This is a genomic window from Rickettsia fournieri (assembly GCF_900243065.1).
Classification (GTDB): domain Bacteria; phylum Pseudomonadota; class Alphaproteobacteria; order Rickettsiales; family Rickettsiaceae; genus Rickettsia; species Rickettsia rickettsii.
In genome coordinates this window covers 573,496-596,164 of the sequence record NZ_LT978484.1, presented here as the reverse complement: position 1 = coordinate 596,164, position 22,669 = coordinate 573,496, and the positions used below count along the sequence as shown (strand labels likewise).

Sequence of the window (22,669 nt, the reverse complement as noted above, 5' to 3'; positions counted from 1 at the left end):
AATAAACAGTCCCATAGTAAATAAAATTAATATAGACGAGGTTTAATTTGGAAAAGAGCGAGAAGCCTCGGAATTTTTGACCGCAGCGTAGAATACTACGTGAGGATCAACAATGAGAAGCGACGATGCCAATTTTTCAAATTAAACCTCGTCTATATTAAATTTCTTTATAATGTAACATAATAAAGTTACTAATAAAAAATATCAGCATACTAGGTAATAAAATAGCAGCAATTAAAGACAAATTATTATAAGTAAGTATTTTTAATAATATTTCTGATAACGAATATGCTATAAAACCTGAAAATAAACCTAATAGCAGTATTTTTTCTTGGGAATTATCACGCTGTTTAAGACTAATAAAACAACTTGCTAAAATTACGGTTGCCATCATCATTATAGGCTTAAATAATTGCTTGTAATAATAAATTTGATAATTAATAGCCGGTAAACCTGAATTTAATAATTCATTAATTAATTTAGGTAAAGCCCAAATAGAAACCATTTCAGGACGAATAAATTTATTTACTAAACTATTAATTGATAAATTTGTCTGCATAGTTAAATTATTGTAAGCCTTAGTTTCCTCTTTTGTGAAAACCTTAACTCTATTTAAATGTAACATTTTATTTTCAATAATACCGTATAATGCATCAATTCTCTTTAAAAAAGAATTATTATGATCAACAAATAAAATTGTAATATTATTTAATTTTTTCTCGGCAACATTAATAAATTGTGTTTGGATAATTTGAGTTTCATCATTTAAAGATTCAAAAAATAATAAGCCTGATTTAGATATTATACCCTCACTCAAGGCTTTTTTAGTTAGTTTTGCTTCTAATAACTCATATTTTTGTAAGCCTATAGTACCGATAGGATTCAATATAGTCGTAAAAACTATACCTAACATTAAAGTTACAATACATGGAATAACAAGCACTTGCCAAATATGAATACCGCTAGATAACATAGCCGTTAATTCATTATTTTTTGTTAGATTTCTAAGAAAAAATAACATAGCGGTAAAACTAATTAACGAAGATACTTGACCTAGTAAATAAGGAATCTTATATAAGATAAGTCCCCAAAAAAAACTAAAAGGAACATAAATATTTTTGAATTTTTGTAAAAGATCAAAAACATTTGAGATAATTAATAGCCCGATTAAAAGAAATAATATAATAAAAAAACACTTAGAATATAATTTAGTAAGATACCAAGAAAGTGTTTTTAGATTAATCATTATAAATTCAGTGCTAATGCGAATTTAAATAAGAATTTGTGTGGTGGGGCTGGTAGGACTTGAACCTACGACCACACCGTTATGAGCGGCGTGCTCTAACCAACTGAGCTACAGCCCCTTTTCATTTGAAATTTATATAATTATTATGCAATTAAGTCTAGTAAAATTTTTATATTTTTGAGGTATCGCCTAAAAAACAGGGCAATATGGTTCAGTTTTTTCGTCATTGCGAGGAAATTACAAAGTAATTGACGAAGCAATCTCAGGAGTTTGTTGTGATTTCATGAGATTGCCACGCAGCCTATGGCTTGCAATGAAGATTTGGTATCCACACATCAACGCTTTCGCAATAATAACATCAAATAAAAAAAGGCCGAGTAGTAAACTCGACCTTTTAGGATACTATAATTAGTAAATTCGGCAATTTTAGTGGTGTACAACTGTTACAGCTCTACGATTATAAGCAAAAGCTTCTTCAGTATTACCCATCATAGCAGGTCTATCTTTACCATAAGAGATTGTATTTAATCTGTTATGATCGATTCCTTTATGAGCTAAGAATTTTTTCGCTGCTGCTGCTCTTCTTTCACCTAAACCTAAGTTATATTCTTTGGTACCTCTTTCATCGCAATGTCCTTCAACAGTAACTTTTACTTCAGGATGCTTTGATAACCAGCAAGCTTGTCTCTCTAGTTCTTCTTTAGCCTTTGGTGATAAAGCAGAGCTATCAAAAGCAAACCATACTGCATTTCCTGCATGCTTCTCGAAATCTTTCATTAATGAAGTTTCTTCACCTTGGTTCATATTACCGTCAAATTGTGGTGCTCTTTTTGTTGTACTACACCCTGCAAGCACACATAATGCAAGAAAAGCTAATGTAATTTTTGTTTTCATAATTAAACTCCTTGAGATTATAATTTATTAATATTGAATTCATTTTAGCTAGTCATAAAACTAAACTAACCAAAAGCTATGTGAGTTAGTATATATCATTATTTTATTAGTTTAAAGGCTAAAATATTATAAAATGCAATTACTCATGTATAAATGTGGTAAAAATATCATTTTTACAATACAAGTATATACTTTGGATAAATAGATAGATGCAGTTTAATGGGGAAAGAGGAATCGATTTTGAAGCTTACAACCGCAGCGTATATATAATATGTGAGGATTATAGGCAAATAAGTAGCGTTGCCAATTTTTCAAATAGACATCTTCAGAAACTCGCTTATAGAGAGGAATTTGAAGGAGATACGGCACGCAGAACCGCAGCGTACATAGAGGTACGTGAGGATTCGAGTACAGGATCAACGTACAAATTACCTCTAGCAGTAGAGTTTCCGAAGATGTCTAATAAAACTAGTATATTCACCATCTAATGAATGCACTGCCCCAAGTAAGACCTGCACCGATAGCTGAAAATAGTAGAATATCACCTTTTTTTATTTTGCCTGATGCTTTGAGAGTACTCAAAGCAAGCGGAATAGAAGCAGCAGAGCAGTTAGCATGTTTGTCTACGATTTTCACTACTTTATGCTCTTCTATATTTAATAGTTCAGCGAGTTTATTTATAATACGGATATTTGCTTGATGAGGTATAAAATAATCAATATCGCTTACACTGAATTGATGAGCATGCAGTAAATCTTTTATAGATTGTTGCATTTTTTCTATTGCATGACGAAATAATTTTTGCCCCTGCATAACTATTTTGCCACTAATACCGTTCATACTTACACCACCGTTTGTGTATAATATTTCATAATCAGCCCCGCTTGAGAAGATATTACTATCTATTAAACCGGAATCATCACTACTACGCTGTAATATTACGCTACCGGCCCCATCACCGAATAAAACGCAAGTAGTCCTATCATTCCAATCTAATAACGACGTCATTTTCTCGGCTCCTATAAGCAAAATAGTTTTATATTTATCTGATGAGATAAGAGAATTTGCTACTTGTAAACCATAAACAAAGCCGGCACATACTGCTTGTAAATCAAAAGACGGTATATTAGTTAAACCAAGATAACCTTGAAGCTTAGAGGCAACCGAAGGGAAGCTATTATCGGGAGTAGTAGTACATGTAATAATTAAATCAATATCATTTACCGATATCCCTGCATCTGCTATAGCTTTTTCAGCTGATTTTAAAGCAAGGTGGGAAGTATATTCTGTATCACCTGCTATATGACGCTGTGTAATACCTGTTCTTGTTCTAATCCATTCATCGTTAGTATCTACGAATTTTGCAAGCTCGTCATTACTAACTATTTTTGAAGGAAGATACCCGCCGCAACCAATAATTTTACAGGTCATAAATCTTTTAGGCTACTTCTTCTTCAGTTTTAATTTTCTTTGTTACTACTGGACGATTATTATAAGTACCGTCGACTAAAGAAACGTGATGAGGAAGCTTATATTCACCGGTTTGCGAATCAACTATTACGTTAACTTTGCCAAGTGCTAAGTGTGAACGTCTCATGTTACGTCTTGATTTTGATGTTTTTTTCTTTGGAACTGCCATTATTAGCCTCTCTAAATATAAATTAAAAAGTATTTGTCAAATTAGTGAAGCAGTATATTATAATCTTGTAATAAAATCTAGATAAAATTAAACTTATGAAAATTTTTATAACATACATTTTTAGTATATTAGCCTTTTTTTCCTTAAGCGGCTGCAAAACTATCGAAAATAGAGGGCAATCCATAGATGATTCGGCACTTGTAAAATTAGAGTCTAAAAAACTAAATAAAACAGAAGTCGTAGGGTTAATAGGTACGCCTACTATAGTACCGGAATATTCCCAAAATACCTGGTATTATGTTGAAAGAGTTATGTCTCAAAGAGCTTGGCTCAATCCAAAAGTTGAAAAGCAGAAGATAGTAAAAATTACGTTTGATGCTAATAATTTTATGCAGGAAGTAGTAGTAATAGATGATTCTCATAGACAAGATATAGAAATAGTCCATGAATATACTAGGACATATGGAACGGAACTTAACGGACTACAAAAATTTGTTAAAAATTTAGGTAGATTCAATAAAACCACTGACGGAAATAAAAACAAAAGCAAAAATAAGAAAAAGAGATAAGTACCTTAATCATAATTGCAAGATGGCTTATCTGTGTAGATACCTAATCGTCATTGCGAGCCATAGGCTGCGTGGCAATCTCATGCAATAACAACAAACTCCTGAGATTGCTTCGTCAATTACTTACGTAATTTCCTTGCAATGACGATTTGATACTCACGCAGGCGTAACACCAACACCCATAAAACAAAAAACTATCTAATATGATTTCGATATTTAGTAAATTAAAACAAAGTTTATCTAAAACTTCTAATAAAATATCGGAAGGTATCGACAAAATATTTTACAAGAAAAAATTAGATGCAGAAACTCTAGAAGAGCTAGAAGAGCTACTTATCTCAAGTGATATGAGTGTTTTGGTAGTAACTAATATTATTGAAGAGTTTAAAAAGGTAAAATTTGAAAAAGAAATAGATAGTGATACAGTAAAAGAAGCCCTTGCTAAATTAATAGAGCAGCAGCTATCAAAATCAGAAATTCCTTTTACTTTAAGCGAAAATAAATTAAACGTAATTTTAGTTTGCGGTGTTAACGGAGCAGGTAAAACCACGACTATAGGTAAGCTTGCTGCAATGTACTCGGCACAAGGGAAAAAAGTAGCAGTTGCAGCCTGCGATACTTTTAGAGCAGCTGCCGTAAATCAGCTAAGTACTTGGGCAGATAGAGCAAATGCACTACTTATTACCGGTGAAGAATCGGCTGACCCTGCGAGTGTTGCTTATCGCGGGATGGAAGAATCGATAAAACAAAATATCGATATACTTTTTATTGATACAGCAGGTAGGCTTCATAATAAGAAAAATTTGATGGATGAACTGTCTAAGATTGTAAAAGTTATAAAAAAACTAGACGAGAATGCCCCCACTCATAGCGTTTTAGTCATTGATGCTATTACTGGACAAAATACTTATAACCAAGTAGAACATTTTAATGATGCTACTAATTTGACGGGGCTTATCGTGACTAAACTAGACGGCAGTGCTAAAGCGGGCGTCATTGTCGGAGTAGTACAAAAATTTAATTTACCCTTATACTTTATCGGTATAGGCGAGAAGATAGAGGACTTAAAAATATTCAACCAACATGATTTTGCTAGAAATCTATTGGGGTTGTGAGGTTTTGCTACGTCATTGCCCGCACGAATATTGAGTCGTCATTGCGAGCAGCCGTAGGCTGCACGGCAATCTCATGAAGTAATAATAAACTCCTGAGATTGCTTAGTCAATTGCTATGCAATTTCCTCGCAATGACGATCTAATTAAAAATAAAATCATAAAATGACTCAAAAAAATACCTTATTGCTCATAGACGGATACGGATTTGTTTTTAGAGCCTATTATGCACAACAGCCTTTAACTTCACCAAAAGGCGAGCCTGTCGGTGCTCTTTACGGTTTTACTTCAATGCTGCTAAAATTACTGAGCGACTTTAAGCCTAAACATATCGCTGTAGTATTTGATAGCGGCGGGAAAAATTTTCGCCATCAGATTTATCCCGACTATAAAGCTAACCGCCCTCCACCCCCTGAAGATTTAATTGTACAATTACCTTTAGTTCGTGATGTTGCAAGTAACTTAAATTTTCCTATTCTAGAGAAGAACGGTTATGAAGCCGATGACATTATCGCAACCTTTGCTACTAAAACTGCTGCACTTGGCGAACATGTAGTCATTATCTCTTCCGATAAAGATTTATTACAGTTAATGACTGAAAACATCAAGATATATGATCCGTTAAAAGGGAAATATATTACGGAGGATGATGTGGTTAAAAAATTTGGCACTACTTCTGATAAATTACGTGAAGTAATGGCTTTAATCGGCGATAGATCGGATAATATTCCGGGTGTGCCATCTATTGGACCAAAAACTGCAAGTAGTCTTATAACGCAATTTGGTTCTGTAGAAAATATATTTAACTCTTTAGACCAAGTCTCAAGCGTAAAACAACGTGAAACTTTACAAAATTCAAGAGAAGCGGCGTTAATTTCATGGCAGTTAATAGGGCTTAATTCTAATGTTGATTTAGATTTTCAGCTAAATAATTTAGAATGGTCACCTCCAAATAGCGATAAATTAACAGGATTTTTACAGGAATACGGTTTTAGATCTTTATATAAAAGAGTAGAAAATTTATTGGATATTAAAATTAATGATCACAAAGAGATAGCAGATAATAAAGTAACGGAAATAAAAGAAATTAATAATGCTAATGAGTTAGCAGACTTTGCTAAAGAAGCCACGAAAATAGGAATATTCGGGATATATTTATTACAGCATAAAGGAGCTAATCTTGCTTTTATTTTATCACTGCAAAACCAAAGCTATATTATTAAAATTTCAAACACTTCTCATGATCTATTTTCTTATAATACTAAAACTAATAACAACTGGTTTTCGGATATAATATTCAATTTACTAACCGATAAATCCATAAAAAAAATTACTTACTCTCTTAAACCTCTACTTAAATTTTATGCAAACCAATCTCATGACATTACGGCTATAGAAGATTTAGAATTAATGCAGTATGCGTTATCTGCCGGTTTATCACAGAAAAATTTATTTAAAGAAGTTTTGAAAGAAACTTGTATAGAAAATATAATTATCGAATCAGCAAAAATAGTAATAAACTTTATCGCACTTTATAAGCAAACTATATTGGAGCTTAAAGACAACAAAACCTTTAGACTTTATAGCAACATTGATTTACCTATTTGTTTTATTTTAGATAAAATGGAGAAAGTGGGTATTACAGTAGATGCTAATTACCTAAAACAATTATCCGCTGAATTTGGAACAGAAATTCTAAAACTTGAAGAAGAAATTTTTGCTCTTAGCGGAACTAAATTTAATATTGGTTCGCCAAAACAATTAGGAGAAATCTTGTTCGAAAAAATGCAATTACCTTTCGGTAAAGCTTCAGCTAAAGCAAGCTCTTACTCAACGGGAGCGGAAATACTAGAAAAACTTAGTGAGCATGGATATAATATTGCAGATTTGTTATTAAGATGGCGGCAACTGACAAAATTAAAGAATACCTACACCGATAGTTTGCCGAAACAGATAGATAATATAACACATAGGGTACACACGACATTTTTACAAACTTCTACCACTACAGGAAGACTTAGCTCACAGGAACCTAATCTACAAAATGTACCTATTCGCTCTAGTGAGGGAAATCAAATCAGACAAGCTTTTATTGCTGCAGAAGGTTATAAATTAATATCTGCCGATTATTCTCAAATTGAGCTTAGAATATTAAGCCATATCGCAAATATAGATGCACTAAAACAAGCATTTATCAATAAAGACGATATCCATACTCAAACTGCTTGTCAGATCTTTAACTTACAAAAACACAAACTAACTAGCGAACATAGGCGTAAAGCAAAAGCTATAAACTTTGGTATCATTTACGGTATAAGTGCTTTTGGGCTTGCTAAGCAATTAAACATTACTAACGGCGAAGCATCCGAATATATCAAGAAATATTTTGCTGAATATAAAGGAGTGCAAGAATATATGGAACAAACAAAAGTTTTTGCAAGTAGCAACGGCTATGTCACAAATTGCTTTGGCAGAAAATGTTTTGTACCTCTAATTCATGATAAAAAGCTTAAACAATTCGCAGAACGTGCGGCTATTAATGCTCCGATTCAAGGAACTAATGCCGATATAATTAAAATTGCTATGATCAATCTAGATCAAGAAATAGAAAAACGTAAACTTAAAACAAGATTAGTACTGCAAATTCATGATGAATTACTATTTGAAGCACCGATTGATGAAGTAGAAATTATAATACCTATTATTAAAAAAATCATGGAAAATTCTACTAATATGGATGTACCGATTATAACCGAAATTAGAGCAGGTAATAACTGGATGGAAATTCATTGAAGGTGTATCATTCCTAGCTAAAGGCAGCGTTATTGCATGACTTGCTGTCATTTCCGCAAAAGCTGGAATCCAGAAAAATAACTTCAACATATAATACAGCATACATATTTGATAAAATAAGCATATAAAAAATCATATATTAATATAACATTTGAAGAATTTTAAAAGGAGCGTAATGTATGAAAAATTTTATATTCACGTCTGAGTCAGTTTCTGAAGGGCATCCGGACAAAATTGCCGATCAAATTTCAGATACGGTACTTGATGAGATTCTAAAACAAGCCCCTAACGGTCGTGTTGCCTGTGAAACATTTGTAACAACCGGTCTAGTTCTAGTGAGCGGCCTAGTACCTATGTGGATATTGAGCAAATAGTACGTAGCAAGATACAAGAAATCGGCTATAATAATCCAAATTATGGATTTGACGGTAGCTGTTGTGCAGTAATTTCAGCTATCATTAAACAATCACCCGATATAGCTATGGGTGTTGACAATGCAAATGACGATGAAATAGGTGCAGGAGACCAAGGTATGGTTTTCGGTTATGCCTGTAATGAAACGGATAGTTTCATGCCCGCACCGATTTACTACGCTCATTTATTAATGAAAAGGCAAGCATATTTACGTAAACAAAATGTCTTGGCTTAGACCCGATGCAAAATCTCAAGTCACGTTACGATATGAAAATAACAAACCAATTGCCATTGATACAGTAGTTTTATCAACTCAGCATCATCCGGAAATACAACAAAAAGACCTGATTGAAGCAGTAATGGAAGAAATTATTAAACAGGCATTACCAAGCAATTTACTTCATAGATAAAGAAATAAAAGATAATATATTTTCTATATTATCTATAAATGAAATAGAAGCAATAAAAGCTCATAATAACGAAATCAACAGATTCAAATCGGGACAATTTATTAATCCAACAGCTGATTCAAGAAGAACAGTTACCGGACAAACTTTAGGGAATTGTAGTAGCAGGTCAATAAGAGAAGCTTTAAGAGACAATGTACCGGATTCAGAATTTCATGAAATATATGATTTTATTACACAAAATCAAGTATCACAAATAATATCAAACTTAGAAAGTGAACAAAAAAATTTAGCAAATATCTTAAATATACCTTTAATAAAAGAACAAAGTATCTCAAATACAACTTATCAAAATTAATTTCAAAAAGATATTGCCAATTCAGCTACTAATTATTTTGATACTTTTTTTTATAATGAAGGGCATACACCAAGCACAAAAGAAAAGTGATTTAATAAAGTTGCTGAAGAATCTAATTTAAAGTATATCAAGATTGATCTAGTAGATTTTTTATCTACTGTATTTCCCTATAAGGACACTGATTTACCTATTACCGAGAATCTTTTTAAGCCTGTTATAAACCATATCCAAACTTGTTTTGAAGATCATGAAATCGCTCCCTCAAAAAAAGTTTTAGAAAATTATAGATTATATAAATCTAATAAAGAACAAATCATTAAAGAGCTATCAGCAAAATGCTTAAATGATAAAAATGTAAATATACTTATCAAAGCACAAATACAAGCGAAAATAGCAAACCGCCCGGCATAGATATTTTCCAACAAATGAAACAAAGTAATACTAACCCTAAACCGCTAGAGCTATCGGAAGAACATAAGAAATTGGATGATGTCATAAAAGATATGGCACAAAAATACAAAATGACTATACCGGAAGCAAAAGCATCCGAAGAAATCACTCAAATGGTCAAAGATTTATAGTAAAAATAAATTTAATGAAGAAATAACACCTATAAAAGCTCAAAAATTAGTAGATGAATTTACACAACAAACTCTAGATATTTTTGGATAGAATAAATTAAGAGACTCACCTATAATTGAAACAAAAAACGCGCATATTAATATACCGCTCCCGAACTTAGAAAAACAAGAAACTACTAACCTTAACTTGGATACAATATACTCAAAAAATTCGCCTGTATCAAGCTTTTTGAATGACGCTGTACTTAAAGAAGAAAAACAAAATTTAGTAAATGCACTAATAACTGAAGTTAATAAAAATCTACCTAATAATACAGGAGTATTAGAAGATAAAAAATAAGAAGTTAAAACCGATAATACATGCAATAAAAATTCAGAACCTAAAAAACAAACTATCAAAAATAAATTTTATAAGTATTTAAGTAAATTAACGAGAAAATTGGGATTAAAATCCATAAGTAATTATTTTAAAGAATTAATTAAAGACCCAAATCTTGAGCAAAATATCAATTTAGAAAAAGAAGCAAAGTTAATAGCAGACAAACATCAACTAACAAAATATATGGAACTTAGCGATAATAAAAATAATAATGCAGTATTTAGCGGTAAAAAAACATCAAAGAATATTACTCAATTATAGATTCATTTTACCGTCAATTCAGGTATTGCCTATAAAAAGTTGACTCAAGGTTTCGATGTCATTCCTGCGAGGCATTGTTGCATGGCTCGCGGGAATGACAGCGGAAAACCGAACCACGCAACAACTACGCTATTTACTATATCCTTTTAAAATCTCAAAATCTTGCCCTTGGAGCAAAAATTTTTCAGGTAATATAATTTTTGCTACAAAATTCTTTACATCTGCGCTTTGTAAATAGATTGTAGCTTTAGCATTACTCTGATCTTCGTTATTTATACGAGCTGCAAGCAAGGTTACTATCTGCCGTAATTCTTCATGATTTTGTGGATAAAACTGTAGTTCAAATTGTTTATTATTAATTGCATCCTCAATTGATGAAAAGCTTTTTGCCGTTAGTTTTATTCCTCCCTCATCTTTAACTATGTCACAATTAACAACTACCAAACTTTTAACATCAAGTAAATGTACATAATCTTTTAAAACTTCCTCACTAAAAATACTAAGTTCAAAGATATTCTCAGGATCGGAAAGCACGAGCGTCACAAACCTACCTCTTGCCGACATACGAGAATCCTTTTTTTGTATTACACCGGCAAGATTTACTCGGTTAGTACCATAAGGTAAGTTATTATGCAAATCCGCAGTATTTAAAATATTTAAACGACTAAATATTTCTTGATATTCCGTAAGAGGATGATTAGAGATAAATAAACCCATAGCCTCAAATTCATAAAAGGCTAAAGTATTTTTATCGGCATAATCGCTTGATACTAAAATAGTTGGACTTAAACTAGAAACTTTAATTAAGCTAAATTGATTAGATTCCTGCTCTTCGTGATATGCAGTTGAATAAGAAAGCAATTTTGGAATGCTTGACAATAATTGCAATCGATTATCATGCAGCTCATCAAAACAGCCTGACTTGATTAAATTTTCCAATAATTTACTATTAATAGATTTGGGGGGTAATCTTTCAATAAAATCAGTAATTGATTTAAACGCCCCTCTTGCTTTTCGCTCATCCGTTACTAACTTACCGAAATTCGGCGTAACTCCCTTAATAGCACCTAAGGCAAAGATTATTGCACCCGCGATGTCATACCGTGGCTTGACCACGGTATCTTTTGAAATTTCCTGGATACCGCGATCAAGTTGCGGTATGACAGGCTTTACGCTATGCGGGATGACAGTGTCCGAAAACTTTACACTAAAATACCCTTCAGAAATATTAATATTAGGTGCAATAATTTTTATGCCGTTATCTTTTGCTTCTTGTAAAAATAAATTAATTTTATCGTGATTATTCAATTCAAGATTTAAGCATGCTACTAAAAATTCAGCAGGATAATTAGCTTTAAGATATGCAGTTTGGTATGAAATAACACCGTAAGACGCAGCATGTGCCTTATTAAAACCGTATCCGGCAAATTTAGCCACGGTCGCAAAAATGGATTTAGCTTGAGATTCCGAAATATTATTAGCAATTGCTCCTTTAACAAAAATTTCTTCCTGCTCCTCCATTTCTTTTTTTATCTTCTTACCCATTGCTCTACGAAGTAAATCGGCAGCTCCTAGCGTATAACCTGCAAGAACCTGAGCAATTCTTTGTACCTGCTCCTGATATATCACCACTCCGTAAGTTTCTTCTAAGATTGGCTTCAATAGCTCATGTAAATAATCAGGCTGTTGTAATTTATGCTTACAAGCTATATAGGTAGGAATATTTTCCATAGGACCAGGACGGTATAACGCACCAAGAGCTATCAAATCATGTATAGAATCAGGTTTAAGGCGTCTAAGTGCATCTTTCATCCCGATACTTTCAAATTGGAAAACGCCGACTCCTTTACCTTTACACAACATTTGATAAGTCTTATTATCATCAAACGTCATATTGTTAAAATCTACTTCTATCCCTTGCTCTTTAAGCAGTTTCTTACAATCGGTAATAACCGTTAGGGTTTGTAGCCCTAAAAAATCAAATTTAATTAAACCGGCAATCTCGGAATATTTCATAGAATAACCGACTACCAGCATATCGGAGTTAGCATCTTTATATACCGGTACTATATCGACTAAATCAGTACCTGCTATTACGATTCCTGCAGCATGAGTTGAGGAATGCCTATGCAGCCCCTCAAGAATTAACGAAGTATCAAGCACTAGCTTAATTAACTCCGCTTCACCGTCTAAATTATACAGCCCATTACCTTTAGCGGCATTTGCAAGCTCCGGAACTTCACGCATTGCCTGTTCTAAGCTAACTGGATTAACTGCACTAAAAGGGACAAGCTCCGTTAGATAATCAGCGAATTTATAAGGTAAGCTAAGAACACGAGCGACATCCTTAATTACAGCCTTTGCCTGCATCTTACCGAAAGTTATAATCTGTCCTACTCTATTATTACCGTATTTGGAACGTACGTAATTAATTACTTCCTCACGCCTTTCCTGACAAAAATCAATATCAAAATCAGGCATTGAAATACGTTCAGGATTTAAAAATCTTTCAAATAATAAGCCAAATTTAATCGGATCGAGATCAGTAATAAGCAAGCTCCAAGCAACAACCGAGCCTGCTCCCGATCCTCTACCCGGTCCGACTAAAATACCCTCTTTTTTACTCCATTTAATAAAATCAGATACAATCAAAAAATAACCGGCAAAATTCATATTACAGATAATATCCAGCTCATAATTAAGACGAGCAAAATATTCGGTTTTCAATTCTTCTTGATTCTCTAACGAAATATTTTCAGATTTAAACTTTGTAGCAAGCCTTGCAAGCAACCCTTCTTTTGCATCTTTTTTAATTAAATCCGTTTCACTAATATCTTTGGTGGCAAAATTAGGCAGCATCGGCGGGTTTGTATGTGCGGCAAAATAACAACGCTCTCTTAAATTCACGGTATTTTGGATGGCACTAGGTAAATCGGAAAAAAGCTCTATCATCTCATGCGGTGATCTAAAATAACAATTTTCGCTAACTGTTTTTCGATCCAAATATTCTTTAGTAACACCGGCTGATATACATAACAATACATCATGTGCATCATGCATGCTTTTCTCACTAAACAAAACTTTATTAGTAGCAACAAGCGGAATAGCAAGCTCGGCAGCAATTCTAATATAACTATCCTCAATAAACTGTTCTTCCGGTATCTCATGTCTCATAATCTCAAAGTAAAAACGATCTCCTAAAATTTCCTGTAATTTACGTGCAAACAGCATCGCTTGCTCCTCGTTGCGAGCTAGCAAGCATTTTCCGACAATACCGTCGGTATAACAGCATAATCCTATTAATCCTTCTTGATATTCGATTAAATCTTCAAAATCAATGTGATCGCATATCTTACGATCATTTTTAATAAAAGTAAGACTTGATAGTTTGAGTAAATTTTTATAACCAGTTTCATCTTTAGCTATAAGCAAAATTTGAGCAAAAATATCTATATCGTATTTTATATTTAGAATAACTCCGTGTATCGGCTGCAGTCCTTTTTTTACTGCACATAATGCAAACTCTAATGAGCCGAATAAATTTCCCTTATCTGCCAAACAAATAGCAGACATTTTATTCGATGAAGCAAGTTCTACTACCTTCTCAATCGTTAATGCACTTTCTAGAAAAGAATAAGAGCTTTGAGTTCTTAAATGAATAAATCCAGGTCGCATTTTAAATTAATGTTAAAGTTTATTGTCTTACTGTATGACTCCTTATGTCATTCCCGTAGACTTTTTATGTTATTTCCGCGTAGGCGGGAATCCCCAGGGTAAAGCGAGATAAATCGAGCTTTTAAAAAGTTTTAAAGTACTGGATTCACGCCTACGCGGAAATAACATCGGAAGCCTTAACGACAAGACTAAATTTTACTTCCGACTGCATAATATCTAAAACCGATTTTTTTCATTGCTTCATTATCTAGTATATTTCTAAGATCAATGATTATCGGCGATTTTACTAAATCATAAATTTCTTGCCAATTAAGTTCTTTAAATTCTGACCATTCAGTTGCAATAACTATAATATCTACTGATTTACAGGCGTCAACTGCTGAATCTAAATATAGCAAATTTTTATGTTCCAAATTCTTTTTAGCATTTTCAAGACCGATAGGATCAAATGCTTTAACATATACATCTTTATTTAATAAGATCTTTACAATTGCGATGGCAGGGCTTGCTCTTACATCATCTGTTCCTGCTTTATATGTTAAGCCTAAAATTGCTATATTTTTACCTTTTAAATCTCCGTCTAACAAAGTAGCTATTTTATCTACCATATTACTTGGACGCTGCTTATTACTTTTAATTACTGCCTTAAGAATCCTACAATCTATATAATGATTTTCTACAAGATTATTTAATGCTAGAATATCTTTTGGAAAGCACGAACCGCCAAAACCAGGTCCTACATTTAAAAAATTTTGACCGATTCTTTGGTCAAGTCCTACACCTTTAGATAAATCTTTAATATTACCGCCGATTTTTTCACATAAATCAGCCATCTCATTAATAAAAGCAATTTTGGTAGCTAAGAAACTATTTGAAGCATATTTAATAAGCTCGCTCGTCACTAAATCGGTAACCACAAACTTTGCACCTTGTAAAGGTGCATAAATTTTTCGCAATATTTCCTCTGATTCTTTATTATTTACACCGATAACTATACGATCAGGATATAAAAAATCTTCTACCGCACTACCCTCTCTTAAAAACTCAGGATTAGAAGCAACATTAAATGAAAAGCCTCTTGATTTTAAATAAGCTATAATATTACTGCAACTACCGGGCGGAACGGTAGATTTTATGACTATTAAACAATCTTTATTTATATGCTCGAAAACTTTATCAATAGCATCATAAACATATTTTAAATCCGCTTCTCCCAAGCATTTTGAAGGTGTACCGACCGTAATAAATATTGCATCAGCATTTTGAAGTTCATTATTATAAATATTTGTAAATTTTAACCTATCAGATTCTAAAGCTTGCTTAAGATACTCATCAAGTTTAGCTTCATAAATCGGTAATATTTGCTTATTTAATTTGGATATTTTAACCTCATCATTATCAAGACAAGTAACATTATGACCTAAATAGCCCATAATAATACCTGAGACTAATCCCACATATCCGCTACCAATAAATGTAATATTCATAATTTTTTGTGATTTTTATATTAAATTTTTAAATTATACGTTATATTCCAAGTGTATACCTCAAATAAATGAAGAGTAGTATAGACGAAGCTCAATTTCAAAAAGTGCAAGGAGTCCACAAGACGAGGAACAGAGCGTATACTTAATACGTGAGTACCGGAGTACTTGTAGGATGACATAGCCAATTTTTGCAGTTCTATCCGAGTATATAAAGCTTTTATCATATTTCAATAGATTTACAAGCTCAAATGAATTTTATTAAAAAAACCTTTATTAGTATTTTTATAATTCTGATTTCATTATCTTTGGCTATAACTCTAACTGTTTATAGTGCAAATAAAGGACACTTAAATGAACCTTTGAAAAAAATAATTGAATTTTATTTAAGTAAAAATGATATAAAGGCTGTACTACATAATTTAGAATTTAAAGAAAACCGATTATCCATAGATAAAATTTCCTTAAGTCTTATAGATAATGCTAGAGGAGAAATTAACGATTTTAATCTTTTCTTTAATTTCAAAAATTTCTTCTCTAATTCGTTAATAGAGGCTAATTTTAATATCGATAAAATTTCCGTAATTTCAAATAACGATGAAGAGATTATAAATACTTCAACGACCGGTGATTATTCGTTAAATATAATTAAAAAAGATTCCCTAACCGACATACGACTAACTTCAATAAAAAGTGATATCTTAACTGATGAGCAAGGAGCAGACTTACCTCTAGGAAATGCTTTATGCTCATATAAAACCACCTATTCTAAAAATAATCCAAAGACCGTTAATTGCAAACTCACCTTTGGGGACAAAGCTTTTTTATCACTAAGCGGTATAATAACCGATAAAAATATCGATGCAAGTGCAGCTGCCGCAAATATGCCTTTAATAATTTATCAAACAGTCGAAAAAATTATTCCGGATAATCCTATAATCTCATATTTTCGAGAACATATAAAACAAGGTTACATCCAAAACGGAGAATTAAATATTAAATTAGATAAAAAATTTTTAAAAAAAAATATTTTAGTAGAAGATAATTTAAAAGCAAATTTACATATCTCGAATTTTGAATATAAATATCATACAGATTTACCGCCTTTGACTAAAGTTGATACTAATATAATCATTTCAGGACCGGAAATAAAATTTCTAATTAATGAAGCATATAGCGGTAAAAGTGTCGTTTCAGACGGTATTATGACTTTCAAATGGGAAGGACTGGATAAATCACAATTTGTTTTTAATGCTACTGCTAAAGGTGAAATTAATGACTTAATTGCCTTTGTTCCAAATGATGCATATCAAAATATTAAAGCTCAAAATATTGATCTTAAAACAATCAAAGGAACGGCAAATTCAATAATAGAGCTAATAATTCCTATTAGCCCCAATATCCCTAATAGCTATAATGTTTTGTCGACATTAACAAATATCTCTTTTAACACATTAGACAATAATATCCTATTACAAAACGGTGAAGCTAAAGGTAGTTTTAAAGATAATAAACTAAATATTAGCGGTAAAGTTAACATTAATAATTATGCAAGCAGCTTTACTTATGATCATGATATATCGGATAAAAATAATGAGTGTTTACTTAAAATAAAAAGCAATATTGCGGCAAATAATCAAAGATTTGGAGTATTTAAATTAATTTCAGGCAGCACCGTTTTAAATTTTGAGTATAAAAAACAGCATAATAATGAGAGTTTTATTACCGTTAATTCTAATCTTAATAATTTAGAATTTTATATAGATAAAGTATCTATTCATAAAAAATTATATAAAAAAGCCAATTTATATTTATATACTAAATTAAATGATAAAAATTTCGATAGAAATATTGAATTTAACCTTTCAGGGCAGGATAATCTAAAAATTAACGGTAATGCCTTAATTAAGAAAAATATTTATAATATTAATCTAGCCTCTGTTAAACATAATCATACGGATTTAAAAGGAAAAATAATCATAGATAACCATAATCTTAATACGGCACTTTATGGAAGCAGATTAGATTTATCAAATGCTAATATGATGCAGTTTTTAGAAAAAGCGGGAGATTCTACACGTAATATTAATTTAAAAACTAATATATCAAAAATACTTTTAAAGAATAATATAATTCTAGGTAATCTTGATTTAGCAATTAAATGTGATAAAGTGCGGTGTTTCTCCGGCTTTCTAAATGCTAATATTGATAATAAAAAAGTTAAGATGTCGCTTACCGCTAAGGAAACTTTTGAACAATGGTTCATTGAATCCGATAATGCCGGAGCATTGCTTAAGGGACTCGGAATGTATAACACTATGCAAAACGGTCAAATTAACATCAACTTAAATACAAAAAGATATGAAGTAAAAAAAGGTGAAATAGTGCCAATATTAGACGGCAAATTTTCTATAAAACATTTTACGGTAGTCGATACTCCTTTTTTAACACGGCTTGTTTCCTTTGTTTCGTTGCCGGGTTTTCTTAGTTCAATAACTAATAATAAAAATATTTTATTTGAAGATATGAGAGGTAAATTTAATTATAGAGGAAATATAATTACAATTTTTGATACGGAAGCACATGGACCGTTCTTTGATTTTACTATGACAGGTAATATTGATACCAAGCAGCAATTAATTATGGTTAAAGGAAATGTTATTCCTTCCTTTTTCTTAATCAGCACTATTGTAACTAAAATACCGGTAGTCGGTAAAATATTTTCCAAAGTCGCTCCTTACTCCCTAAAAATGAAATATTAAGTAACTATTTAAAGCTATTAGATTTCGTGTACAAAATTTTTAATCATTCCTTTATGTCATTCCTGCGAGGCATTATTGCGTGTGTACCTAATCGTCATTACGAGCGACTGAAAGCGTTGTTGCATTGCTCAAAAAACGTATTCGGTGTTATACCGTGGCTTGACCACAGTATCCAAAAAACAACTAAAAATACTAACGATATTAGTATTTTTAACTGGGTCCTGCTACAAACTTGCGGGATGACAGAGGTGGAAGTAAGACATGCAACAAAGCCACAACTGCAAGGAGCGTGGTGGCAATTCAGAAATAATAATAGAATATTCTGTAAATCAGAATTTTTTACTGGATTGCTTCGTCGAAACTTACAGTTTTTTCTCACAATGACGTTGAAGATCAATTCATGCAAGAATGACATAAATAACCATACATATTTAATCGGTATTTTACTTTTAGGCTTAATTTCCGGTCTTACGTTCAATTTAATTTTTTTTACAGTTCCATATCAATTATCCGAAGCAAAATACACCACTGATATAATAGGTTCGATATCACTAGCTGCCTTTCCGTATTGCTTAAAGGTCATATGGTCACCTTTTATAGATAAATACTCTATACCTTTTTTATGTTCTAAATTCGGTCACAGGCGTGGCTGGGCATTGGTATCACAAATATTTTTAATCCTAGCGATGACGGGGTTCTTAAACATAAGCCCTTGTAATAACTTATATATTACTGCAATTATCTTATTTATTATTTCATTCTGCAGTTCTACACAAGATATTGTACTTGATGCATATAGAATTGAGAGACCTACATCTAAAGAAGAGCTTTCAATGGCTTTTACCTTTAGTAGCATAGGGTTTCGTTTAGGTATGTTACTTGGCAGCGTCGGTACTTTATATTCATCAATTATTTTCGGCTGGAATACAGTATATAAATTTGCTCTATTCATTACTCTAATTGGACCTATAGTAATTTTATGTATCAAAGAACCACCATCAAAAGAAATATACCATACAACTACTAATTTAATAGGATTACAACAATATTTTGAAGTTATTAAAAAAAGTATTATCTCCTTAAAAAATGAACAGCAATATTTACTGCTAATTATATTGTTTATCTTTTTATATAAGGCTGCGGATTCTATACCTATGGCGATGAGTTCGCCTTTATTGCTCGATTTAAGTTTTACTACTCATGAAATTGCCGTTATTTACAAAGCTTACGGGTTACTAATCATGATCGTCGGAGGAGCTTTAAGCGGCGTTTTAGCTGCAAAAATGGGTATATTTCATAGTGTCTTAATTGGTGGAGTTACTCAATTATTGTCACCTCTTATGTTTATGATTCTTGCTACTATCGGCTATGATATAAAGACATTTATAATAACTGTTACAGTACAAAATTTTTGTGCAGGCTTTGCAGGAACTATTATCTCTATCTATTTTGCTAGCCTTTGCAATAGTGAATTTGTTGCCACACAATATTCTATTATTGCATCTTTTAGCTCGCTTAGCCGTATTATTCTAGCTAGCCTTGGCGGTATTTGTGCAAAATATCTTACTTGGCCTGTATTCTTTTTAGGTAATACTCTGTTTAGCATGTTATTTATCCCGATATTTTATAAAATATATAGAAAGAAACTAGGCTTTGTGAATATTTCTAAAAAGATATGACAATTATTAAAAAAAGTTTATAATATTGATATATATATATTTCTGCGAAATGAAGAGTCAGAATTTTTATGAAACTATATAGTTTTCAAGAACATTTATTAGAATTAAAAATAAGGCTTCTTAGAATATTTACTGCTTTTATAATTATATTTGCTATTTGCTATTATTTTAGCGACAATATTTATAGTGTTTTATTAAAACCGCTTGCTAAGCTAAGCGGTGATACGGTACGAAATATAATTTATACAGGGCTTACAGAAGCATTTTTTACCTATATTAAACTTGCAGCTTTTACTGCTTTTACTATTATTATACCTATAATTGCTTTGGAGTGTTATTTATTTATCAGTCCCGGGTTACACCACCATGAAAAAAAAATTATCGCTTTTATTCTTTTTATGTCGCCTATTTTATTTTGGTGCGGTAGTATTTTTGTTTTTTACTTTGTAATGCCGAAAGCTTGGAATTTTTTTCTTAGTTTTGAAAAACGTGATATGATAGTACCGATAGTTTTGGAAGCAAGAATTAGCGAGTATCTAAATTTAGTTATTCATTTAATTATTGCTTTTGGAGTTGCCTTTCAACTGCCAGTTGTGATAATGATATTAAATATACTAAAAATAGTTAAGGTACAAACACTTAAGCAAAAAAGATGCATTGCCGTGGTAATTAACTTTATTATTGCAGGAATATTAACGCCTCCTGACATTTTAAGCCAGTTTGCTCTTGCAATACCGCTACTTTTATTATATGAAACTTCAATAATGATATGTAATTTTATAGAAAAACTGAGGACACTAAATGTTAAATATCAAATGGATTAGAGAAAATAAAGAATTGTTCGATGAAAAGCTTAGCCAAAGATTTATTGAACCTATGTCTAGTAAAATTGCTATGCTCGACGAAGAGAAAAGAAAAATTACGAGTTTAATTCAAGAATTTCAGCATGCACGTAAGGTAAAATCAAAGATTTTAGGTAATATGGCCTCTAAAAGCGGCGAAGAGTTTGAAGGGTTACAAAGAGATGTCAAACATATAAATGAGAAGTTGGAAGCACTTGAACAGGATCTAAATAATAATAACGAATTAAATGAACTATTAAATATGTTTCCTAATATTCCGGACGAAGAAGTACCTTACGGAATGGATGAAAGTATGAATAAATTAGTTCGTACTTACGGAGAGACAAATCCAAATGCTTTGAATAAACAGCATTTTGAACTAGGTATAAAATTAAATTTAATGGATTTTGAACAAACTGCTAAAATTTCTGGAACTAGATTTGTAACGTTAAAAGGTGATTTAGCAAAGCTAGAACGTGCTTTAATTAATTTTATGGTTGATGTTCATACTAAAGAGTGGGATTTCTTTGAGATATCACCTCCGGTATTAGTGCGAGATAATGCTATGTATAATGCAGGACAACTACCTAAATTTGCCGAAGAGTCTTTTGTAACAACCAATGGTTACAGACTAATTCCAACCGCAGAAGTATCTTTAGTAAATATAGTCGCCGATACTATTATACCAAGAGAAAAATTACCGATGCGTTATGTTGCTTACACCCCGTGCTTTAGATCAGAAGCAGGTAGTAGCGGTAGAGATACAAGAGGTATGATTAGATTACATCAGTTCGGTAAAGTTGAGCTAGTATCTATTACTACCCCTGAAGAATCAAAAAATGAGCATGAATATATAACTAATGCATCAGAGACTATTTTACAAAAACTGAATCTTCCTTATCGTGTTATGTTACTTTGCACCGGAGATATGGGATTTGCGGCAAAAAAAACCTATGATATAGAAGTATGGCTTCCGGGACAAAAGCAATATCGCGAAATTGCTAGCTGTTCTAATTGTGGAGATTTTCAAGCACGTAGAATGAAAGCAAGATATAAAGAATTCGGCAGTAACGAAACTACCTTAGTTCATACTTTAAATGCTTCAGGATTACCTATCGGAAGAACTATGGTTGCAATACTTGAAAATTATCAGAATGAAGATGGATCAATAACTATACCGGATGTCTTGATAAATTACATGGGAGGATTACAAAAAATCACTGCCTATAGTGAATAATTGTTTATTAAAGATAAATAATAAGGTAAAGTTTCTAGTTGTTGTTAAATTGGCTTTGTTGCATGGCTCTTATGTAATTGGCTTTGTTGCATGGCTCTTATGTCATTCCCGCGAAAGCGGGAATGACATCGAGTAGAGGCCTACGGCTGCTCGCAATGACGACTCTAGCATCCACGCAGGCAAAGTTCATTAGTATATACTCCTGTGAAATGAAGAGTTGTTATACTCGTTCAACTTGAAAAATTGGCTACGTCGTCTTTGTAAGTCCTCGGATGCTCACGTATTAAGTATACGCTCCGCCCCTCGGCTTACAGACTCCTTGCTCTTTTCCAAGTTG

General features: G+C 32.1%; 17 protein-coding genes, 1 tRNA gene and 2 pseudogenes. 12 read left to right on the top strand and 8 right to left on the bottom strand.

Annotated features, from left to right (window positions below; genetic code table 11):
• Nucleotides 1-157: 157 nt before the first annotated feature.
• The 3 genes from C4Q30_RS06190 to pal form a co-directional block, all read right to left on the bottom strand.
• Nucleotides 158-1,246: an LptF/LptG family permease gene (locus C4Q30_RS06190; RefSeq protein WP_103897513.1), complete on the bottom strand. Its 1,089-nt coding sequence runs from the start codon at nucleotides 1,244-1,246 to the stop codon at nucleotides 158-160.
• Between the two features lie 41 nt (nucleotides 1,247-1,287).
• Nucleotides 1,288-1,364, bottom strand: a tRNA-Ile gene (locus C4Q30_RS06185).
• A 308-nt stretch (nucleotides 1,365-1,672) separates the two neighbouring features.
• A complete protein-coding gene (gene pal, locus C4Q30_RS06175) occupies nucleotides 1,673-2,140 on the bottom strand; it encodes a peptidoglycan-associated lipoprotein Pal (RefSeq protein ID WP_103897511.1) in 468 nt (155 codons plus the stop codon).
• Between the two features lie 209 nt (nucleotides 2,141-2,349).
• Between pal and C4Q30_RS06170 the strand changes: the two genes are divergently transcribed.
• Nucleotides 2,350-2,628 carry a palindromic element RPE1 domain-containing protein gene (locus C4Q30_RS06170; protein WP_103897510.1) on the top strand — a complete coding sequence of 93 codons (279 nt, stop codon included), beginning with the start codon at nucleotides 2,350-2,352 and terminating at the stop codon, nucleotides 2,626-2,628.
• On the opposite strand, the gene C4Q30_RS06165 is transcribed toward C4Q30_RS06170, so the two are convergent.
• Both C4Q30_RS06165 and rpmF read right to left on the bottom strand, forming a co-directional pair.
• Nucleotides 2,618-3,571 (bottom strand): beta-ketoacyl-ACP synthase III, encoded by a 954-nt coding sequence (locus tag C4Q30_RS06165; RefSeq protein WP_103897509.1) that lies wholly within the window; start codon nucleotides 3,569-3,571, stop codon nucleotides 2,618-2,620. The genes C4Q30_RS06170 and C4Q30_RS06165 overlap by 11 nt on opposite strands.
• A 7-nt stretch (nucleotides 3,572-3,578) precedes the next feature.
• Nucleotides 3,579-3,779, bottom strand: a complete 201-nt coding sequence (rpmF, locus tag C4Q30_RS06160; protein WP_014014787.1) for a 50S ribosomal protein L32 — start codon at nucleotides 3,777-3,779, stop codon at nucleotides 3,579-3,581.
• A 95-nt stretch (nucleotides 3,780-3,874) separates the two neighbouring features.
• Between rpmF and C4Q30_RS06155 the strand changes: the two genes are divergently transcribed.
• The 7 genes and pseudogenes from C4Q30_RS06155 to C4Q30_RS06120 all read left to right on the top strand — a co-directional run bounded on the left by C4Q30_RS06155 (nucleotide 3,875) and on the right by C4Q30_RS06120 (nucleotide 10,653).
• A complete protein-coding gene (locus tag C4Q30_RS06155; protein ID WP_103897508.1) occupies nucleotides 3,875-4,348 on the top strand; it encodes an outer membrane protein assembly factor BamE in 474 nt (157 codons plus the stop codon).
• 203 nt (nucleotides 4,349-4,551) lie between these two features.
• Nucleotides 4,552-5,463 (top strand): signal recognition particle-docking protein FtsY, encoded by a 912-nt coding sequence (ftsY, locus tag C4Q30_RS06145; protein WP_103897507.1) that lies wholly within the window; start codon nucleotides 4,552-4,554, stop codon nucleotides 5,461-5,463.
• 162 nt (nucleotides 5,464-5,625) lie between these two features.
• Nucleotides 5,626-8,253: a DNA polymerase I gene (polA, locus tag C4Q30_RS06140; protein ID WP_103897506.1), complete on the top strand. Its 2,628-nt coding sequence runs from the start codon at nucleotides 5,626-5,628 to the stop codon at nucleotides 8,251-8,253.
• 179 nt (nucleotides 8,254-8,432) lie between these two features.
• Nucleotides 8,433-9,074: pseudogene (locus tag C4Q30_RS06135) on the top strand (S-adenosylmethionine synthetase N-terminal domain-containing protein); the annotation flags it as partial.
• 783 nt (nucleotides 9,075-9,857) lie between these two features.
• The gene (locus C4Q30_RS08865; RefSeq protein WP_014014793.1) at nucleotides 9,858-10,013 is read left to right on the top strand and encodes a hypothetical protein; all 156 of its coding nucleotides are present in this window, start codon (nucleotides 9,858-9,860) and stop codon (nucleotides 10,011-10,013) included.
• Nucleotides 10,014-10,200: 187 nt separating this feature from the next.
• A complete protein-coding gene (locus C4Q30_RS08860) occupies nucleotides 10,201-10,353 on the top strand; it encodes a hypothetical protein (protein ID WP_014014794.1) in 153 nt (50 codons plus the stop codon).
• A 99-nt stretch (nucleotides 10,354-10,452) separates the two neighbouring features.
• Nucleotides 10,453-10,653 carry a hypothetical protein gene (locus C4Q30_RS06120; RefSeq protein ID WP_103897505.1) on the top strand — a complete coding sequence of 67 codons (201 nt, stop codon included), beginning with the start codon at nucleotides 10,453-10,455 and terminating at the stop codon, nucleotides 10,651-10,653.
• Nucleotides 10,654-10,782: 129 nt separating this feature from the next.
• Here C4Q30_RS06120 and dnaE read toward each other — a convergent pair whose 3' ends face one another.
• Together dnaE and C4Q30_RS06110 are read right to left on the bottom strand one after the other, a co-directional pair.
• The gene (gene dnaE / locus C4Q30_RS06115) at nucleotides 10,783-14,328 is read right to left on the bottom strand and encodes a DNA polymerase III subunit alpha (RefSeq protein ID WP_103897504.1); all 3,546 of its coding nucleotides are present in this window, start codon (nucleotides 14,326-14,328) and stop codon (nucleotides 10,783-10,785) included.
• A 188-nt stretch (nucleotides 14,329-14,516) separates the two neighbouring features.
• The gene (locus tag C4Q30_RS06110; RefSeq protein ID WP_103897503.1) at nucleotides 14,517-15,815 is read right to left on the bottom strand and encodes a UDP-glucose dehydrogenase family protein; all 1,299 of its coding nucleotides are present in this window, start codon (nucleotides 15,813-15,815) and stop codon (nucleotides 14,517-14,519) included.
• Between the two features lie 248 nt (nucleotides 15,816-16,063).
• Between C4Q30_RS06110 and C4Q30_RS06100 the strand changes: the two genes are divergently transcribed.
• The 4 genes from C4Q30_RS06100 to serS all read left to right on the top strand — a co-directional run bounded on the left by C4Q30_RS06100 (nucleotide 16,064) and on the right by serS (nucleotide 22,332).
• Nucleotides 16,064-18,574, top strand: a complete 2,511-nt coding sequence (locus C4Q30_RS06100; protein ID WP_103897502.1) for a YhdP family protein — start codon at nucleotides 16,064-16,066, stop codon at nucleotides 18,572-18,574.
• 26 nt (nucleotides 18,575-18,600) lie between these two features.
• On the top strand, nucleotides 18,601-20,253 hold the full coding sequence (locus tag C4Q30_RS06095) for an MFS transporter (protein ID WP_245207515.1): 1,653 nt from the start codon (nucleotides 18,601-18,603) through the stop codon (nucleotides 20,251-20,253).
• 68 nt (nucleotides 20,254-20,321) lie between these two features.
• Nucleotides 20,322-21,077 (top strand): twin-arginine translocase subunit TatC, encoded by a 756-nt coding sequence (gene tatC, locus C4Q30_RS06090; protein WP_103897501.1) that lies wholly within the window; start codon nucleotides 20,322-20,324, stop codon nucleotides 21,075-21,077.
• A complete protein-coding gene (gene serS, locus C4Q30_RS06085) occupies nucleotides 21,055-22,332 on the top strand; it encodes a serine--tRNA ligase (protein ID WP_103897500.1) in 1,278 nt (425 codons plus the stop codon). Before tatC ends, serS begins: the two co-directional genes overlap by 23 nt.
• 230 nt (nucleotides 22,333-22,562) lie before the next feature.
• Here the strand turns inward: serS and C4Q30_RS10530 are convergent.
• Nucleotides 22,563-22,665 (bottom strand): annotated as a pseudogene (locus tag C4Q30_RS10530) (palindromic element RPE5 domain-containing protein).
• Nucleotides 22,666-22,669 lie beyond the last annotated feature (4 nt).

Excerpts from the sequence above, each read along its gene's own strand:
- C4Q30_RS08865 (WP_014014793.1), top strand. The coding sequence starts at position 9,858 with ATGAAACAAAGTAATACTAACCCTAAACCGCTAGAGCTATCGGAAGAA.
- pal (WP_103897511.1), bottom strand. The coding sequence starts at position 2,140 with ATGAAAACAAAAATTACATTAGCTTTTCTTGCATTATGTGTGCTTGCA.
- tatC (WP_103897501.1), top strand. The coding sequence starts at position 20,322 with ATGAAACTATATAGTTTTCAAGAACATTTATTAGAATTAAAAATAAGG.
- C4Q30_RS06110 (WP_103897503.1), bottom strand. The coding sequence starts at position 15,815 with ATGAATATTACATTTATTGGTAGCGGATATGTGGGATTAGTCTCAGGT.
- serS (WP_103897500.1), top strand. The coding sequence starts at position 21,055 with ATGTTAAATATCAAATGGATTAGAGAAAATAAAGAATTGTTCGATGAA.
- C4Q30_RS06155 (WP_103897508.1), top strand. The coding sequence starts at position 3,875 with ATGAAAATTTTTATAACATACATTTTTAGTATATTAGCCTTTTTTTCC.
- ftsY (WP_103897507.1), top strand. The coding sequence starts at position 4,552 with ATGATTTCGATATTTAGTAAATTAAAACAAAGTTTATCTAAAACTTCT.
- C4Q30_RS06190 (WP_103897513.1), bottom strand. The coding sequence starts at position 1,246 with ATGATTAATCTAAAAACACTTTCTTGGTATCTTACTAAATTATATTCT.
- rpmF (WP_014014787.1), bottom strand. The coding sequence starts at position 3,779 with ATGGCAGTTCCAAAGAAAAAAACATCAAAATCAAGACGTAACATGAGA.
- C4Q30_RS06170 (WP_103897510.1), top strand. The coding sequence starts at position 2,350 with ATGCAGTTTAATGGGGAAAGAGGAATCGATTTTGAAGCTTACAACCGC.
- C4Q30_RS06165 (WP_103897509.1), bottom strand. The coding sequence starts at position 3,571 with ATGACCTGTAAAATTATTGGTTGCGGCGGGTATCTTCCTTCAAAAATA.
- dnaE (WP_103897504.1), bottom strand. The coding sequence starts at position 14,328 with ATGCGACCTGGATTTATTCATTTAAGAACTCAAAGCTCTTATTCTTTT.
- C4Q30_RS06100 (WP_103897502.1), top strand. The coding sequence starts at position 16,064 with ATGAATTTTATTAAAAAAACCTTTATTAGTATTTTTATAATTCTGATT.
- polA (WP_103897506.1), top strand. The coding sequence starts at position 5,626 with ATGACTCAAAAAAATACCTTATTGCTCATAGACGGATACGGATTTGTT.